General features: G+C 68.9%; 8 protein-coding genes and 1 pseudogene. 3 read left to right on the top strand and 6 right to left on the bottom strand.

Annotated features, from left to right (window positions below):
* Positions 1 to 20: 20 nt before the first annotated feature.
* Positions 21 to 3,230 carry an ELWxxDGT repeat protein gene (locus D7V88_RS14305; RefSeq protein WP_120541197.1) on the bottom strand — a complete coding sequence of 1,070 codons (3,210 nt, stop codon included), beginning with the start codon at positions 3,228 to 3,230 and terminating at the stop codon, positions 21 to 23.
* 225 nt (positions 3,231 to 3,455) lie between these two features.
* Here D7V88_RS14305 and D7V88_RS14300 point away from each other — a divergent pair, with 225 nt between their 5' ends.
* Complete coding sequence (locus D7V88_RS14300; RefSeq protein WP_120541196.1) at positions 3,456 to 4,895, top strand: glycoside hydrolase family 43 protein; 1,440 nt, start codon at positions 3,456 to 3,458, stop codon at positions 4,893 to 4,895.
* A gap of 59 nt (positions 4,896 to 4,954) precedes the next feature.
* Here D7V88_RS14300 and D7V88_RS14295 read toward each other — a convergent pair whose 3' ends face one another.
* Complete coding sequence (locus D7V88_RS14295; protein ID WP_120541195.1) at positions 4,955 to 5,413, bottom strand: FG-GAP repeat domain-containing protein; 459 nt, start codon at positions 5,411 to 5,413, stop codon at positions 4,955 to 4,957.
* Positions 5,414 to 5,462: 49 nt separating this feature from the next.
* Positions 5,463 to 6,488, bottom strand: coding sequence for a tetratricopeptide repeat protein (locus D7V88_RS14290; protein ID WP_158625083.1), 1,026 nt, complete (start codon positions 6,486 to 6,488; stop codon positions 5,463 to 5,465).
* Positions 6,489 to 7,033: 545 nt separating this feature from the next.
* On the opposite strand from D7V88_RS14290, the gene D7V88_RS14285 reads away from it, so the two are divergent.
* Positions 7,034 to 7,888 carry an alpha/beta fold hydrolase gene (locus D7V88_RS14285; protein ID WP_120541193.1) on the top strand — a complete coding sequence of 285 codons (855 nt, stop codon included), beginning with the start codon at positions 7,034 to 7,036 and terminating at the stop codon, positions 7,886 to 7,888.
* Between the two features lie 47 nt (positions 7,889 to 7,935).
* Here the strand turns inward: D7V88_RS14285 and D7V88_RS14280 are convergent, their stop codons facing one another.
* On the bottom strand, positions 7,936 to 9,078 hold the full coding sequence (locus tag D7V88_RS14280) for a serine hydrolase domain-containing protein (protein WP_158625082.1): 1,143 nt from the start codon (positions 9,076 to 9,078) through the stop codon (positions 7,936 to 7,938).
* 298 nt (positions 9,079 to 9,376) lie between these two features.
* On the opposite strand from D7V88_RS14280, the gene D7V88_RS14275 reads away from it, so the two are divergent.
* Positions 9,377 to 10,525 (top strand): erythromycin esterase family protein, encoded by a 1,149-nt coding sequence (locus tag D7V88_RS14275; RefSeq protein ID WP_244238140.1) that lies wholly within the window; start codon positions 9,377 to 9,379, stop codon positions 10,523 to 10,525.
* A gap of 27 nt (positions 10,526 to 10,552) precedes the next feature.
* Here D7V88_RS14275 and D7V88_RS14270 read toward each other — a convergent pair whose 3' ends face one another.
* Positions 10,553 to 13,765 carry a Kelch repeat-containing protein gene (locus D7V88_RS14270; RefSeq protein ID WP_120541190.1) on the bottom strand — a complete coding sequence of 1,071 codons (3,213 nt, stop codon included), beginning with the start codon at positions 13,763 to 13,765 and terminating at the stop codon, positions 10,553 to 10,555.
* A 24-nt stretch (positions 13,766 to 13,789) separates the two neighbouring features.
* Positions 13,790 to 15,110 (bottom strand): annotated as a pseudogene (locus tag D7V88_RS43015) (hypothetical protein); the annotation flags it as partial.

The following is a 15,110-nucleotide window of genomic DNA, read 5'->3' as shown; positions in this document are numbered from 1 at the left end:
CGTCCCGTGCGGCCCCTGCGTCAGGCGTCGGTGCCGCGAGTGCCCTTGCGCCGGCGGAGCGTCCAGCCCAGCGTCAGCAGGGACCAGAACGGCCACGCCTCCGGTGTCAGCGCCGCGCTGCAACCACCGCCGGAGTCGTCCGTGTCCTCGGCGGGCGGCTGCAGCGTCACGGCCGGCTCCACCTTCACCTGGAAGGTGCACCGGGCCTCGTTCCCCGACGCGTCCTTCGCCGTGACGCTGACCGTGGTGTCCCCCACCGGGAAGCGTGTGCCGGAGGCCTGGCTGAAGGTGGGAGCGACGGCCTCCCCGCGCTCGTCGGCGACGGTGGTCGCGGCGTAGGTGACGTCCGCGCCATCCGTGCCGCTGGCCCGCGTTGTCACGTTGGCCGGACAGGTGAGGACCGGCGCCGTCGTGTCCGGCGCCGTCGGTGTGAAGTCCAGCGAGAGGCTCCAGGGCTCGCGGCCATGCGCCTCGTCCACGGCGAAGAAGAAGAGCCGGTCGCCCAGGCGCGCCAGGTTGGAGGGGTCCGAGGAGAGCGGGCCGGGCAGCACATCCACCCAGCGGGAGGTGCCCGCCGCCGTGCCGTCCGTGCGCCACAGCTCCGCGCCGTGCCCGGGCTCCGCCGCCGAGAAGAGCACCAGGCCCCGATCCTCGAGGGCCAGCGGCGCGAGGAAGGACGTGCCGTCCGCCACGAAGAAGCGCATGCCGGACTCGGCGCCGGGCCAGATGTCCGCCAGCCGCGAGGTGCCCTCCGGCGTGCCGTTCGTCACCCACGGCTCCATCCCGTGCGTGCCATCGTTGGCGGTGAAGAACACGGTGGTGCCCAGCTTCAGGAAATGGCGGGGGTTGCTGCTGCCGGTGCCCGGGTGGAGGTCCACGAGCATCCGCGTGCCCGCCGCCGTCCCGTCGCTGACCCACGGCTCCCAACCATTCGCCGGGTTGCTCGACGCGAAGTAGAGTCGCCCGTTCACCCACGCGAGCGCGTCCAGGCCGCCGAACGTCTGGGGGACCAGTTGCACGGTGCCCTCCGGCGTTCCGTCCGTCTTCCAGAGGCGGGCCGGGTCGCCCGCGGCCTCGTCTTGGTGGAACTCCGTCAGCGCCAGGATGGCGACGCCGTTGGCGACCGCGATGTCGTTGACCCAGGTGGAGCTGACGCCCACCCCCTTCACGAAGGTCTTGAGCACCCGCGTGCCCCCGGTCGTGCCATCCGTGACCCAGAGGACGTCCTCGCGGTCCGCGTTCTTGGCGGCGAAGAGCACCCGGTCCCCCAGCTTCGTGAAGGCATGCGCCTCGTTCAGTACGGCCTCCGGGTCGGAGAGCGGAACGGGCACGGTGCCCGCCTCCGTCCCATCGCTCTTCCAGAGCTGCATGGATTCATAGCTGCCCGCGGTGAAGAGCAGCCCCCCGCCCACCTCGATGAAGTTGCGCGGGTCGCTCCCATCCTCGCCGGGGACGAGGTCCTTCACCCGCGCCGTGCCCGCCGCGGTGCCGTCCGTCCGCCAGAGCTCCGCGCCGTGCGTGGTGTCCTCCAGCCCGAAGAACAACCGGGTGCCCACCCGCCAGGTGGCGAACGCTTCCGCGAAGAGGTCCGCCCGGGTGTTGGCGAAGGTCGTGACCCGGGAGGTCTCGGCGGACGTCCCGTCGCTCTTCCAGAGGGAGAGGAGCTGCCCGTCCTCGGAGGCCAGGAAGTAGAGGTGGCCCGCCAGCTCCCCCACGTTGGAGAGGGACGCCATGGACGACCGCGTCGCGCCCGCCTTCAGCGGCTCCAGGAGGCGCGTCCCCGCGACGGTGCCATCGGTGCGCCACACCTGCGTCCCGCCTGAAAGCGGCTCGACGTGGAAGAGGAGCGAGTCTCCCAGGCTCACCAGGTCGAGCGAACTCGGGGCGTCGTCCCCGGTGTAGCCCTCCCACGTCTTCAGCGCCGTGGTGCCAGCGGGGGTGCCATCCGTCTTGTACAGGCCGAGCACGCCCGCCTGGGGCGTGGCCTGGAAGTAGAGATGGTCCTTCCAAGGCTGAAAGTTGGAGATCTGCGAATCCCCTGCCCCGGGCCACAGGTCCGCCACGCGCGAGGCGGCGCCGGGCGTGCCATCGCTCGTCCACAGCTCCTCGCCCGCGTCGTCGTCGTACGCGAGGAAGAAGAGCCGGCTGCCCACGGTCTGGAGCCAGTACGGGTCCCAGCGGTTGAAGCCCTGCACCTCCCCGGTGCCCGCCGTCGTCCCATCGCTCTTCCAGAGCGCGCGGTCCGTGGAGAAGAACAGGGTGCTTCCCACAGCGGTCATCTCGTTGATGCGGTCCCGGAACTCCGGGAACGCGTACACGACGGTCGTGCCTTCCGGCGTGCCATCGCTCCTCCAAAGCTGATCCATGGCGAGGCCCCCGATGAAGAAGGCGCTCTGCCCCATCCGGGTGAAGCGCCAGGTCTGGCCGTTCGTCTCTCCCGGGACGAGGTCCTTGACGAGGACGGTGCCCTCGGGTGTGCCGTCCGTCTTCCACAGCTCCATGCCGGTGGCGGGGTCGTTGCCCATGAAGAGCGCGACGCCGTCGAGCGCCACGCCGAGCGCGGTGATCCCCGAGGACGCGTGGCCGAAGGGGCCCACCCAGGACGGGAAGCGCTTGAGCTCCCGGGTCCCCGCCGCCGTGCCGTCCGTCTTCCACAGCGCGTTGCCGAAGGAGAAGAGGACGCCGGAGCCGAACGGAAGGACGGTGCCGCGCCCTTTGTCGGAGTCATCTTCCGAGCCCTCGAACTCCTGGAGGAGGAGGGTTCCAGGCGTGGTGCCATCCGTCTTCCACAGGCCCGTCCTGCCCAGGAAGCTCCGTGCCGTGAAGAAGTAGGCCGCGTTGCCCACGGCGGTGAGCTCCGTGGGCCCCTGGATGCTGGAGAGCATCCCCGGCGTCAGGTCCTGGATGAGGGTGGTGCCCGCGGAGGTGCCGTCGCTGCGCCACAGGTCCCATCCCGTCAGGTGATCCTCGAGCGCCATGACAGCGGTGCCATTGGCCAGGGTGACGGCACCTCCACCAGACCCGGAGCTGCTGGTGGCGATGCGCGGAAAGGGGCTCGGTCGGGCGTTCACGTCCCGCAGCAGCTCGGGTCCCGTGACCAGCGCCAGCGGGCGCGAAGCGGGCGCGTTCGGGTGGGATGCGGCAGCGGCCTCCAGGGAGGAGGAACCGCAGCCAAGCAGGGGCACCAGGACGAGCCAACGGGCTCCCCGGAAGACAGATGGGTAGGTCACGGCGAATGGCCTCCAAGGACACACATGCTCCGAGAATCGGAATGCATGCGGCACAGGCACGGCAGCAGGTCAGACGCGCGAGCGAGGAAAGATTGAGTCCGGGAGGCTCCCTGAACGAATGACGCCACGGGAACACGCCTTCAGCACAAGCAGGGAAAACAGCTTTGACTGATTTATCCGGACCACCATACTGGTTCACCTTCCCCCCTTCTTGGAGGTCTTCGCATGAAAACATCCCCTCGCATCCTGGCCCTGGCGGTCGTGGGCGCCCTGTCGGCGCTCGCTTCCGGCTGCGGCCCCGACACCGCGCCCGTGGACGCGTCCCCCGCGGGCTCCGCCACCCAGGAGCTTGCGTGCAGCACGCGCATCACCTACGGCGACCGGTGGATCCGGCCCTCGGGTCACCCGGCGCAATACGACGTCGCCGCGGACCTGGTGACGTGGGACGGCGTCTGCGTCAACGAGGGCACCAATTCCTACGCGGTGCTCTCCAATGGCTGGCGGCCGTACTTCACCGGCAACAACGCGTGCGTCCTCGCGCTCGACACGGATTGCGCCGGGGCCACCGCATGCGCGACGCGTGTCACCTACGGGGCGGCGTGGCTGCGCCCGGCGAACCACCCGGCGCAGTACGACGACGTCGGCGGACGCGTGTATTGGGACCGGGCGTGCACGAACGCGTCTCCCAATTCATACACGGTGCTGTCGAACGGCTGGGCGCCGTACTTCAGCGGCTCGAACGCGTGTGCCATGTCCTTCCGCTACACCGGCTGTGGCGGGCTGTACCAGAACCCGGTGGTCCCCGTGGACTGCGCGGATCCGGGCGTCATCCATGATGGGACGCGGTATGTCGCCGCCTGCACGTCCGGGGGTGCCGCCAACGCCTTCGCGCTGCGCACGTCGACAGACCTGGTGACGTGGACGGGCGCGGGCTTCATCTTCCCGTCCGGGACGCGACCCTCGTGGGCGACGGGCGACTTCTGGGCGCCGGAGATCCACAAGGTGGGCACGCGCTTCATCGCGTATTACACGGCGCGGCATTCGGATGGGCGCCTGTCCATTGGCGCGGCCACGTCGGCCAGCGCGCTGGGGCCGTTCACCGACCTGGGCCGGCCCCTGGTGCACGACACGGGCATGGGGATGATTGACGCGACGTTCTTCAAGGACACCGCCGGCACGCCGTTCCTCGTGTGGAAGGCGGACGGCAACGCGGTGGGGCAGCCCACGCCCATCTACGGGCAGCAGTTGTCGGCGGATGGCCTGGCGCTGGTGGGGACGCGGCGCACGCTCATCACCAACAACCTGGGGTGGGAGGGCGGCGTCGTGGAGGCGCCGTGGGTCGTCGCGCGCGGCGGCTACTACTACCTCTTCTACAGCGGCAACGCGTACTACAACAGCACGTACGCCGTGGGCGTGGCGCGCGCCACCAGCCCGCTGGGCCCGTACACGAAGCTCGGCTCGCCCATCCTCACGACGGGCGGCGGCTGGGTGGGACCGGGGCACAACTCCGTCGTCACCGGGCCGCGCGGTGACACGTTCATGGTCTACCACGCGTGGAACAGCGCCCACACCGCACGGGTGATGCTCGTGGATGCCATCACCTGGCCCAACGGCTGGCCCGCGGTCCCCGAGGGTCCGTCGGCGGGCTCGCGGCCCCTGCCGTAGCACGAGGTGAAAGACAAAGCCGGCTCCCGTGAGAGGGAGCCGGCCGGGTCGCACGGCGCCTACCGTGGCGTCAGGACCTGCCGCTCCGTATTGAGGTCCGGGTCTCCAGACGTGTTGACGTACACGACGACCCTGTCGAGGGTGGGCTCCACCAGCAGGAGGTCCGGCTTCCCATCGTCGGTGAAGTCCGCGAGGGCGACCGCGGAGACAGGGAAGAGCGTGAGGAAGGTCGTGAACGGGGTGAAGGTGCCGTTGTCCTGGTTGAGGAGCAGCGTGACTCCGGGCGCCTTGTTCGAGGCCACGACCACGTCGACCCGCGCATCCATGTTGACCTCATGGACGGCGAAGGAGGTGGCTTCGACGTCGGTGATGGAGGTGATGGCCTTGCCGAACTCGCCGTTGCCATTGCCTGGCAGGACGGAGACGAACCCCTTGCCAGCGACGAGGATGTCCGCGTTCTTGTCGCCGGTGGCATCCGCCAGGGCCACGCGGGAGGCCCCCGAGGGGGGATGACCCATCCCCGGGCGCCTGACTCCAAAGCCTCCGCGCGGTGACAACCGCCAGCACCTACCGTCCAGAGAGAGCCTTCCTCCGTGCTTCTTCGACAGACATGGCTCCCGAGGCGACCTGCTCGGTCAACGCGAGCACCGCCCGAGAGACGGGGTCCTTGGGAGCGCGGGCCACGGCCTCTCGCGCCCGGGGCAGGGCTTCGGCGGCGCGCCCCGCCAGAAGCAGGTTGAGGGCAAGGTTGGCCACCAGTCCCGCGTCATCGGGGCCCACCACGAGGGCCGCCTCGCTGAAGCGCACCGCGTCCTCCATGCGCCCGACAAGCCCCGCACTGATGGAGGCCTCACGGCAGACGTCTGGATTGTAGGGGTTGAGCTCGAAAGCCCGGGTAAAGCACTCCGACGCTCGCACGTCGTTGCCCAGGCGTCGTTCCACCATGCCCAGTGTCCATGCCGCGGCCCAATTCTCCGGGATCAAATCCAACGCCTGTTGGAGCAAGAGCCGCGCCGCCTCGAATCGACGCACCTCTGCCTGGGAGAGGGGGCGGACCGCGTCCCCTGCCAGCAAGCCCTGGAGGGGGGAAGTGGCCTCCTTCCAGAGCGTGCTGTATCGCCGCGCCTCCGCCTCCGACAGGTTCCGCTCGGGGTAACCCAGGAGCCGTGCGTGCGTGGTGGCCAGTTCGCCGCTCGCGGCCTCCCTTGCCTGGGCACCAGCCTCGGCATCACGCACGACACGAAGCAGGGCGTCGCATGACTTCTCATGCTCCCCCAGCAGGCGGTGCATCCGACCCAGCCGGATGAGCACCTGCATCCGGAGTTCGACCGACAGCGAAGGCGTTCCCGAGAGAGCCCTTTCGAAGAGTTCCACGGCCTCGCGGTCATGCCGTTCAATCACGTCCAACTGGTTGGCGCCCTGCTGTTCGTGGCGGCCCCGTTCCTGGGCAACGCTTGCGAGGTTGAGGAGCGCCAGCGAATGATTCGGTGCGATCACGAGCGCCGCGTTGAAGCGCTCCGCCGCGGCTTCGTAGCGCTCTCGGGAAGCCAGTCTCGTCCCCTCCTCGAGCAGCTCGGTCACACGAGCCTCCATGGGGCCATGCTCCGGCTCCCGCCGCTCACGGCGAGCGTTGCCCCGCCCAAACACCTTGTCCCAGAAAGCCATCGCGATACGCTCCGTTCAAACCGGTCCCGTCCACGTCTGGCTTTCCCGAGTCGAGGAAGCGCCGTTCGTCCTTGCGGCAATGGGGACGGGACAGTGGACGAGGTGAACCCAGGGTATCTCAGGAGGCCCGCCTGTCCGCAACGGGCACCACGAGGTCCCTGAATGCCTGGGCGCGGCCCCTCATCTCGGGCCAGCCCTTGAGCCTCTATTCCGCCAGCATGGGGAACGAGCATGTACCGCGTCCGCTCCGTCAAAACAGGGTGAGGTCAATCCATGACAGCCGTGGGTGTGCCGTATCGGGCGACGTGCCATCCCCTCGCGGAAGATGACTTCATGAACGCGTTCGGCGCCTGGGCCTGGGGAGGCGAAGAAGGCTCACGATGTGAAGTGCTCTACATCGCAGAAGCGAGTCGTCGACGACCCGTGCCCGCTGCGACATAAGTGGTGCCCTCTCTTCAAAGGAGGCCAGCCGGATGTTTCAACAAGGACCGAGCCCTTCACACAGTGGCCATCTGCCCATCAACGGCTTGACGCTCTACTACGAAGTGTACGGAGAGCCAGGCAAGTCCAGGACAGCTCCGTTGCTCTTGATTCCTGGGGCCTTCATGTCCACCGACTCCATGAAGCCCTGGGTGGCGGCCTTCGCCGCGAAGCGCCCTGTGATTGTCTTTGACCAACAGGGCCACGGCCGAACCGCCGACACGTCGCGAGCCATGTCCTACGAGCAGTTCGGCGATGACGCCGCGGCATTGCTGCGGGCCCTGAAGGTGGAGCGCGCGGATGTGATGGGCTACTCCCAAGGTGGAGGGGTGGCACTGCAACTGGCGTTGCGTCACCCCACGCTCGTCAACAAGCTCGTCTCGCTGTCGGCCACCTATCGTCAGGACGGTTGGTACCCTGCGGTACTCAAGGCGATTGAGGGCCTGAGCGCCAAGGCATTCGCAGGTTCTCCCATCGAAGCAGCGTTCAAGAAGCACACGGCTGAACCCAATGCCTTCGAGGCCTACGTCAAGAAGATGAAGGTGTTGAACATCAACGACCAGAGCATCACCGACGCTCAGATGCGCGCCATTTCAGCCCAGACGATGGTCATCGTGGGTGATGCGGATGGCGTAAAGCCGGAACACGCGGTGGCGATGTTCAAGCTGCGGGGCGGAGGCGATGAGGAAGCGGCCGCGACTGGGATGCTCACGAAGGTTCCCGCAGCGCGGTTGGTGATCCTCCCCGCGACCTCTCATATCGGAATCTCAGGAGAGGCGAAGGTACTCGAATCGATGGTGACGCCATTCTTGGAGGACGCGCCTCCCGCCAACCCCTCTCTTTGGTAGAAAGGGCCGGAGTTTGCCCTACGCCGCCCCGCGTTCCACGCCAGGACTCAAGGCTGTCCCGCGCGGTCCATGAGGGGCACGAGCACCGCGGCCAGGTCGCCCATCACATTGATGTTCCCCGTGATGTAGCGGCCCGTCGCGGGGACATAGAGCATGAAGCTCTGATAGCCCGCCGTGGTGCCCAGATGGCCGACGGCGACGACCCCTCGGGAGTCGAGCTGCATCACTCCGAGCCCGTAGCCCACCAGTCGCGACTCGGGCTCGGGCGCCGGTTGGAACGCGAGCATGGACTCCAGCGTCTGCCTGCGCTCGAAGAGCGCGCAGGCGCGCAGCTTCTTCCAGAAGGTGAGGAGGTCGGAGACGGTGGTCTCGAGGGCGTGACCACCAGAAGCTCCGGCCATCGAAGGGTCGACGACGGTGAGATCCGCCAGCTCCTCATCGAACGGGACGTAGCCGCGAGCGCAGGGCGCGGGGCAGTCCAGGTCTCCCGGCTCGGGGAGACGTGTGTGGGAGAGCCCCGCTCTCTCGATGACGAGCTCGCGGACGATGGCGCGCCAGCTCCGGCCTTCCGCGGCCGAGAGGACTTCGCCGAGGAGCACGTAGTTGGTGTTCGAGTAGCCATATCCAGAACCGGGAGGGAACACGGAGGGCTGCGCTCCGGCGATGCCGAGAATCTCGTCGAGTGTCCAGAGGTGCTCCGGGTCCGCCATGATGGCCAGGTTCGTCTCGTCGGTGACCCACTCCGGGATGCCCGAGCGATGAGCGAGCAGCATGGCCACGGTGATGGATTGCGCATTCTCGATGCGGTCTGTCACGCTCGCCGGCAGTCGCTCCGTCAGGGCGTCCTCCAGCGCGAGCGTGCCCCGCTCGACGGACTGGAGCACCGCGGTGGCGACGAGGGTCTTGAGGATGCTGCCCGCGCGGAAGCGGTGCTGCGCGGACATGGGCTCATTTCGCTCGATGTCCCCGACACCGGCGGCGCCCAGCCACGTCGGGCCTTCGTCGGAGGCAACGGCCAGCGAGACGCCCGGAGTCACGCCCTTCGAGACGGCGTCCTCGATGATGGACTGGAGGTCCGCGTGCAGCTTCGAAGACCCATCATCGTCGTCGCAGCCCGTGACGACTCCGGCCGCCAGACCGAGGCACAGGGCGAAGCAGAGCGAGGCAAGCCTCGACCGCGTACGGGACATTCCGCCGTGGTCCTCCACGGGCGAACAAATCGGCACCGCTCGTGAGGACCCCTGCTCGAGTGAATCGCCGTGACTGACTTCAAAACGCCGGGAGTGAATGCTCATGCGCAAGGAACACCGCTCGGCTGCCGCGGCGTCACTTCCATGAAGGAGCAGGCAAAGACGTGCCAGCGAATGTTAAGACGCGGCACTCCTCCCCATGAAGGGACCGCGAATGAGATACCTCCTGTTCCTGCTCCTGCTGCCTTTGCTTTCGGGTTGTGCCTCGAACCCAAGGAGCGCACCCCCGCATGAGGCCGTGGCGTTATCCGACGCCGACCGGATCGTTCGGGACCTTTGCGACAAGCGGCTGGCCCTGCTTGGCGAGGAATCCCACCACGGCAGTGCCAGGACCCTCACCTTCAAGGTGGAATTGACCCGCAGGCTCGTGGAGGAATGCCAATTCGATACCTTCTTCATCGAGACAGGCACCTATGACTTCCTCCACATCCAGGCGCTGTTGAAGGAGGGCCAGACCGTCAGCGAGGACAGGGTGGCCTCCGCGATTGGCCCGATGTGGGCCAACCAGGAGATGACGCCCCTGATTCCGTTCCTCGCCGAGCGGATCAACGCGGGAACCCTCGTCGCCGGTGGGATTGATGATCAGATCAACCGGGGCACCTACGCACAGCGCGAGATGACGCGTGAGCTCATCCCGTTCCTGGAGGGCCCGAGGCAGGCCGAGTGCGCAGCGGTCATTGAGCGGAACATGTCCTGGCAGTACGACGAGGCCCACCCGTACACACCGGAGGTCCCGAAGTTCATACTGGGCTGCTGGAAGGATCTGGAGTCGGTACTCTCCAGGCCCGGTGCGGCTGCGACCCCGAGCGCCCAGGGCCAGTTGCAGATGGCCCGCAACCTGGTGCGGTTCGTCACCCGTGAAGTCACCGAGCAGTCCCGGGCGTCGGCGCAGCCGAGCGGGACCCTCGACTGGTTCGGTCACAACGACCGTGACCGCTCCATGTTCATGAATCTGGAATGGCTCCTGTCCCAGTCCCCCACGTCCAGGAAGGCCATTGTCTGGCTTGCCACCGTCCATGCGGCAAGGGACCTCACGGTCCTGGATACGGACGACCGTCACAGGATTCCCGTCGGCGCCTACGTCCATGAGAAGTTCGGGGCACAGGCCTTCGTGCTTGGATTCTCCGCGGGCTCCGGGAGCCATTCGCTGGGCGGCAGTGGTCGCACCTACGCCCTCGAACCCGCGCGCGCCGACTCCCTGGAGGGCGAGGCGTTGTCTGGCCACACCTCCGACACGCGGTATCTGGATGGGAGCCAGCTTCGTGCCCTCGGGCCCAGGGTGGCCCGTCCCTTGAGCTACTCGTGGACGACGGCCCCCTGGGCAATGGTCATGGATGGGCTGCTGATCTTCCGGGAAGAAACCCTGCCGCACCCGCTGCCCCGCTGACGTCTGTCGCGGGGCGCGGGGCGCGGGTCAGTACAGCTCGGCACTCGCGAGGTACGGGAGGCTCGTGCCGTTCTCTCCGCCCACCACGAGCACCTGGCCGTTGGAGAGCCGTGTCGCCGTGTGCGCCCGGCGGGCCTGGATGAGCGTGGCGGTGTTCGACCACGTACCGGCGGCATGCACCTCCACGCTTCCGAGGATGGCGGTGGTCCCCGTCCCGCCCGCCACGAGCACCCGGCCATCTTGCAGCGGCGTCGCCGTGAAGCGCGAGCGGGCCTGGACGAGCGCCCCCTTGGCGGTCACGGAGGGGGCCTTGAAGAAGGGATTAAGCAGCTCGGTCGTGGCGAGCGAGGCGCTGGTGCCCGTCCCCCCTGTCACGAGCAGGGTGCCGTCATTCAGCAGCGTCGCGGAATGCCAGGCACGGGCCTGGGCGAGGGTCAGTGCGCTCACCGCGCTCCAGGTGCCAGTCGTCGGGTTGTATTGCGCGGCCGTGGCAACGGCCGAGGTGATGGCGGTGGTGCTCTGGCCGCCCACCACGAGGACCTGCCCCGGCGTGGTCTGGAGCTGCGCGGGCAGCAACGCCGCCGTGTGGCTGTAGCGGACCGTGGGCAGCGAGCCCGTGGCGGTCCAGAGGCCCGTCGCCGGATCATACAACTGCGCCGTGGCGAGGGCCGCCGTGCCATGGCCGCCCACCACGAGCACCTTGCCGGTGGGCAGCAGCGTCGCGGTGTGGAAGTACCGGGCCTGGGCAAGCGAGCCCGTGGCGGTCCAGACACCCGTCGCCGGATCATACACCTGCGCCGTGGCGAGGGCCGCCGTGCCAATGCCTCCCACCACGAGCACCTGGCCATTGCCCAGCAGCGTCGTGGTGTGGCCGTAGCGGGCCCCAATCAGCGCGCCCGTGGGGGCCCAGGTGCCGGTGGCCGGGTCATACAGCTCCGCGCTCGCCAGCGCTCCGGCGGACCCCTGCCCTCCCACCACGAGCACCCGGCCGTCAGGCAGCAGCGTCGCCGTGTGGTAGCGGCGGGCCTGCGCGAGCGGCCCGGTCGCCTTCCAGGTCTCGACGGCCGGGTCATGCAGCTCGAAGCCGCGCAGGGTGCCGCTGGCGCCGAGCCCCGCCATGACGAGCACCTTTCCGCCGGGGAGCACGGTCGCGGTGTGCCAGGCGCGGCTCGTCGAGAGCGGAGCGGAGGTGTGCCAGGCCCCCAGCGTCGGTTCGAAGAGTTCGGTGCTGGAGAGGAAGCCGGTGGCGACCTTGCCGCCCGTCATCAGCACCTGGCCATCCGGCAGCAGCGTCGCGGTGTGGTTGGAGCGCCCCACCGCCATCGAACCCGCCGCGGTCCACGCGCCGGTAGCCGGATCAAACAGTTGGGCCGTGGCCAGGGCCACGGTGGCGCCGTCTCCACCGGCCACGAGCACCTTGCCGTTGTCCAGCAGCGTCGCCGTGTGAGCGGAACGCGCCGTCAGTGCGCCCGTCACGCTCCAGACGCCGGTGGCCGGCTCAAACAGTTGGGCCGTGGCCAGGGCCGCGGTGGCGCTCCTGCCGCCCGCGACGAGCACCTTGCCGCTGTTCAGCAGCGTCGCCGTATGGAGCGAGCGCGCCGCCGCCAGTGAGCCCGTCATCGTCCAGGTGCCGGTGGCCGGATCGAACACCTCGCTGGTCGCGAGCGGGGCGCTGGCCCCCAGTCCGCCGGTGACAAGGACCCTGCCATCGGACAGCAGCGTCGCAGTGTGGAGGCGGCGAGCCGTCGCGAGCGGACCCGTCGTCGTCCAGGTGCCGGTGGCCGGATCCAGGAGTTCGCAGGTGGCAAGAGAACCACTGGCGTCCCTTCCGCCAGTGACAAGCACCCTGCCGTCCGTCAGAAGCGTGGCCGTGTGGCTGTCGCGGGCCTGGGCCAGCGGGCCGGTGACGGACACGGTGCCCGTGGCGGGGTCCGCGAGTTCGGCACTGGCGAGGGAACCGTTGGCGCCCAGCCCGCCCACGACGAGCACCCGGCCGTCGGGAAGCGTCGTCGCCGTGTGGAGCTGACGGGCCTCGGCCAGGGTCGGAGTCGGCGCCCACGAGCCCGTGGTCGGGTCGAACACCTCGGAGGTCGCGAGCGCGATGCTGCCGAGGCCGCCCACCACGAGCACCCGGCCATCGAGCAGCGTCGTCGCCGTGTGGCTGGAGCGGGACTGCGTCAGAGCGCCCACCGTGGAGGAGCCGGTCGCCGGGTCATACACCTGGACGGTCTTGCTTCCGCCCGCGAGGAGCACCTTGCCGTTGGGCAGCAGCGTCGCGGAGTGGAAGGAACGACCCTCCGCCATCGAGGCGGTGGCGGCCCAAGTGCCCGTGGCCGGGTTGTACGCCACGGCCGTGGCGAGGCTGACGTTCGCGTTGCTTCCCCCGGTCACCAGCACCCTGCCATCGGCCAGCAGCGTCTGTCCGGCAGCCACGCGGTACGCAGGGAGCGCGGCGGTCGCGGCCCAGGTGCCGGTGGCCGGATTGTAGAGCAGGCACGAGGAGTAGTAGGCGCCGGCCGCGGCATGTCCGCCCACGAGGAGCGCCTTGCCATTGAGCAGCGCCGTCACCTGGTGCCGGTAGCGGATGTTCGGCAGTGAGCTGGTGGTCGCCCAGGCGCCGGTGGCCGGATCATACAGCTCCGCGCTGGCGAGGATGTTGGACCCGGTGACACCGACACCAAGGCCCCCCGCCACCAGCACCTTGCCGTTGTTCAGCAGGGTCGCCGAGTGGAAGTAGCGAGCCACCGAGAGCGCGCCCGTGGAGGACCACGTTCCCGTGGCCGGGTCATACAGCTCCGCGCTGGTGAGGGCGCCGAGCTCATCGCCCCCCCTTCCTCCCGTCACGAGCACCCGGCCGTCGGGAAGCAACGTCGCCGCATGGTTGAAACGGCTTTGCGCGAGTGAGCCGGTGGCGGACCAGGTGCCGGTGGCCGGATCATACAGCTCCGCGCTGGCGAGAGCGTTGACGTAGGAAGCAAGTCCTCCCACCACGAGCACCCGGCCGTCAGACAGCAACGTCGCCGTGTGGTGCTCTCGCGCCGAGGACAGGGGCGTCGCGGAGGTGAGCGCCGTCGCGGCGCCCTGCCCCCACGTCCCTTCCTGCATCAGGTCGGGCCCGCAGGCGGTGAGCGCGAGCAGGAGCGCCACGGCGAGCGGGGTGAGGGACTTCGCGCGGGGATTCCGACATCGCGGCTCGGAGATGGGACGCGGGGAAGCTTCGGGTGATTCGAAGTGGGGCATGGGGTGGACGCTTTCGAGCAGAAGCTACTGGTTGGCCGGATTCACCCAATCCGGGGGATTCGCGATGGGAAGAACGTAGGAGGCATCGTGGAGGCCCAAGGTATCCAAGGCCCTTCCCAGGACGGTGGAGACGAGGTCCGAAGCGACCATCAAGTCCTTCCCATTCTCCAGCGTAACGAGCGCGTCCTTCAGGGTGTCGATGCGCTCGGTCGCCATCCGCCGAGCACGGTCCGCGCCGGGGCCCGAGCCCGCCTCCGGGGTGTACACGGCCAGCATCACCTCCGGAGCGTCCGCCACCTGGCCCATGTCCCCCGAGAGGCCCCGCTCCAACAGGCCCTGTCCCATGGAGATGGAGAGGTTGCTGGCGATGTAGTCCTCGCGCGATGACCCTTCGTCACGCACCTCGTGCCCCCAGGCCCCCACCCCGTTGGCCAGGACGTCGGTGAGCAGCGGTTGGCCGTTGGCGACGTAGCCCGCAGTGACGAAGAAGAAACAGTGGAAGGCCTGGTTGTTGCTCAGGTCGTTGAGCTCGGGCCGAAGGTCCTTTCCATTCGTCAGGTCGAGCCCGCCGCCGACGAAGGTGCTCTTATCGGTCGCCAGCGCGTTGATCATCTCCACCACGTTGCCGCGCGCCCCGAGCTGGTTGAGCTGATCCAGCCCATGGCCGGGCCCGACGAGGCTGGCATGCGTGGCGGCCACTGCGTAATCCATCACCTGCTCCGCGCTCCACTCCGGATGGGAGCTCCGCACGGAGGAGATGGCGGCCCGCATCGCCTCGGCCATGATGTGGCCGGCGCCCGCGTTCTGATTGGCGGCGACCGCGGCGTGCACCGCACCGCAGGCGGTCGTCAGCGTCCGCATGTCGTAGGTGTCCGCCACGAGCCGGTTCGCCACGGACGCAAGGCCCAGGGTCTGGATGAGGGCATCGCGCCCGGGCCCGACAGGCGTCCCCAGCACGGCGGCGAGCTTCTCACGCGGCACCGACAGGGGCTGACTGTAGTGGGGGTGGGAGGACTGGTACGCCAGCAGATCCGGGTAGGTGCGCTTCGGCTCATTGGGGTCGACGAGCGAGCCATCCTTCCTGCGGACGACGGCGTGCCCCACCCCGTCGCGCGAGTCGGTGAGGAAGACCACCGAGTCACCGGGCCGCGCCAGCGCCATGGCGCGCTCAAGGCAGTTGCTGTTGCCATCTCCCAGCCGCTCGTCACGCAGGGTGGTGGCCGCGCCCTGCGGGGTGCTTGGGGGCAGGCCGATGGTGCGCATCGCCTGGTCCCTGCCGGCCACCTGGGCCCGCGACATGAAGCCCGTCTCCACCCAGGGACGCGCCTGGGGAGCCGTCTGGACG

It is taken from the genome of Corallococcus terminator (assembly GCF_003611635.1).
In the GTDB taxonomy this organism is placed as follows: Bacteria; Myxococcota; Myxococcia; order Myxococcales; family Myxococcaceae; genus Corallococcus; species Corallococcus terminator.
The sequence above is the reverse complement of the archived record's forward strand: the minus strand, read 5'-3'. Positions and strand labels throughout refer to the sequence as shown.

Bases quoted from the DNA above. Each gene is read 5' to 3' on its own strand.
- D7V88_RS14300 (WP_120541196.1), top strand. From the start codon at position 3,456: ATGAAAACATCCCCTCGCATCCTGGCCCTGGCGGTCGTGGGCGCCCTG.
- D7V88_RS14295 (WP_120541195.1), bottom strand. From the start codon at position 5,413: ATGGGTCATCCCCCCTCGGGGGCCTCCCGCGTGGCCCTGGCGGATGCC.
- D7V88_RS14280 (WP_158625082.1), bottom strand. From the start codon at position 9,078: ATGTCCCGTACGCGGTCGAGGCTTGCCTCGCTCTGCTTCGCCCTGTGC.
- D7V88_RS14270 (WP_120541190.1), bottom strand. From the start codon at position 13,765: ATGCCCCACTTCGAATCACCCGAAGCTTCCCCGCGTCCCATCTCCGAG.
- D7V88_RS14290 (WP_158625083.1), bottom strand. From the start codon at position 6,488: ATGGAGGCTCGTGTGACCGAGCTGCTCGAGGAGGGGACGAGACTGGCT.
- D7V88_RS14285 (WP_120541193.1), top strand. From the start codon at position 7,034: ATGTTTCAACAAGGACCGAGCCCTTCACACAGTGGCCATCTGCCCATC.